This window comes from Neisseria sp. P0022.S010, from assembly GCF_051956635.1.
This window is the reverse complement of sequence record NZ_JBQCXF010000563.1, coordinates 1-1,878: the sequence shown is the minus strand read 5'-3', so window position 1 is coordinate 1,878 and position 1,878 is coordinate 1. Positions and strand designations below refer to the sequence as shown.

The window sequence follows — 1,878 nt, the reverse complement described above, 5'->3', positions numbered from 1 at the left end:
ACTTAAGCCTGAGCCATGAATCCGACCGACTCTATCCTTTCCTCTGCCGCAGATGCGGCTATAGCGTTTTTCCGCCGCCACGAAGTGCAGGGGGCATCCGTTATTGAGCATTATGTGGTTCGACTGTTTGCAGCCTTGCAAAACGGGCATTCGTTCATTTACTTGGATAAAGCGGATGCCGATGCCTTAAGCAACTTGCCGAATTTGGTCGGCAATGCGGATAAACCGCTTATCCTGTACGGACGGAAATTATTTTTAGGGCGGATGTGGCAGTTGGAGCATGATTTGGCTACTGAAATCAAACGGCTGGCAAGTGCCGAGGCGGAAGAAGTGAATTTCATGGCGGCTTCAAAAAGCCTGAGCGATTGGTTTGACCCTAAAGACAGTAAAGAGCAACGGGATGCTGCGGCTTTGGCCTTGCTGCAAAATTTTATGTTGATTACCGGTGGGCCGGGTACGGGTAAGACGACGACCGTAGCAAAGCTTTTGGGTCTGATTTGCAATAACAGTACGAAGCTGCCCCGTATCGCGTTGGCGGCGCCGACGGGCAAAGCGGCTGCGCATATGGCACGGGCTTTGCAGCGTGCTTTGGACGGTTTTGATTTATCTCCGAGCATTAAAGCGCATTTGGAAAACTTGGAAGGGCAGACTGTCCATCGATTGTTGAAACTGCGTCCGCCGCAAATGCGTCCTGCGTTCAATCATGAACATCCGTTTGCTTTGGATGTTTTGGTGGTGGATGAGGCGTCGATGTTGGATTTGCCGCTGGTGTTGGATTTGTTGCGTGCCGTGCCGACCGGCTGTCGTCTGGTGTTGCTTGGCGATGAAAACCAGTTGCCGTCGGTTGGATTGGGGGCCGTGTTGGCGGCATTATCGCGTCCGACAGCTTTGGATAAAGAAACCGCTGAAAAGTTGGAAGTGTACCTGCCCAATCATGGTTTTGAGATTAAAGGGCAGCCACAGGCTTTATCGCAAAACAATGCTAAATTGACGTTCAGCCACCGTTTTGGTGCAGACAGCGGTATCGGTTGTTTGGCGAGGGCGGTGGTGTCCGGGGAAAAGCAAACTGCGGTCGAACAGTTTGACAAGTTCCCCAAAGAATTGGAAATGAAATCAGGCCGTCTGAAAGAGCAGGTTGCCTTGCTATATCAAAAGCAACAGGATTATTGGCAGGCCGTGGCAGAGAATAATGTTGCACTCGCCTATGGTCATGCTGCCGATGTGGTGGTATTGGCGGCTTGGCGGCAGGATGCGGATGATTTGAATCAGGCTTATCAAGAATACCTGCAACGGCAAGGCAAGGTTTCGGGCGAAACGCCTTGGTTTGCCGGACAAATCATCATGATTACGCACAATGATTACATGCTGGAAGTGTTTAACGGCGACATCGGGCTGATTATGCCGGATAAAGAATCGTTGAATGGTTTGTCTGCATATTTTCCTGAGAAAGATGGGTTCAAAAAAATTGCCATCAGCCGTTTGCCCGATTTTGAATCGGCTTTTGCTATAACGGTACACAAGAGCCAAGGTTCGGAATATCGGGAAGTATGGCTGTTGCCGCCGTCAGTACCTGCAACGACGGAAAGCGAAGAGGAAGCCCGAGGTTTGGATAAGGCTTTGCTTTACACAGCCATTACCCGTGCGCGTGAACGTTTTGTGTTTTGGGGAAATGCGGAGGAGTTATGTAAAGCTGTAGAATGCCATCAAAAACGCAGGACGGCATTGGCCGATGCCTTGAAATGGCAGTTTGAACAGCCTGATGAGCAGGCTTCCGTTTGACCTGAATCAAGAGGCCGTCTGAAAGAGGATAAAGCGTTGAAATCTGCTTGACTGATTACACTAATTTACATACGATAAAAATAATTAGTAAATAAAGTG

Annotated in this window: 1 protein-coding gene; it reads left to right on the top strand. The window is 49.5% G+C overall.

The window, feature by feature from the left end:
- Positions 1-15 precede the first annotated feature (15 nt).
- Positions 16-1,779 carry an exodeoxyribonuclease V subunit alpha gene (gene recD / locus ACTHUT_RS19415; RefSeq protein WP_440419468.1) on the top strand — a complete coding sequence of 588 codons (1,764 nt, stop codon included), beginning with the start codon at positions 16-18 and terminating at the stop codon, positions 1,777-1,779.
- Positions 1,780-1,878 lie beyond the last annotated feature (99 nt).

Bases quoted from the DNA above. Each gene is read 5' to 3' on its own strand.
- recD (WP_440419468.1), top strand. From the start codon at position 16: ATGAATCCGACCGACTCTATCCTTTCCTCTGCCGCAGATGCGGCTATA.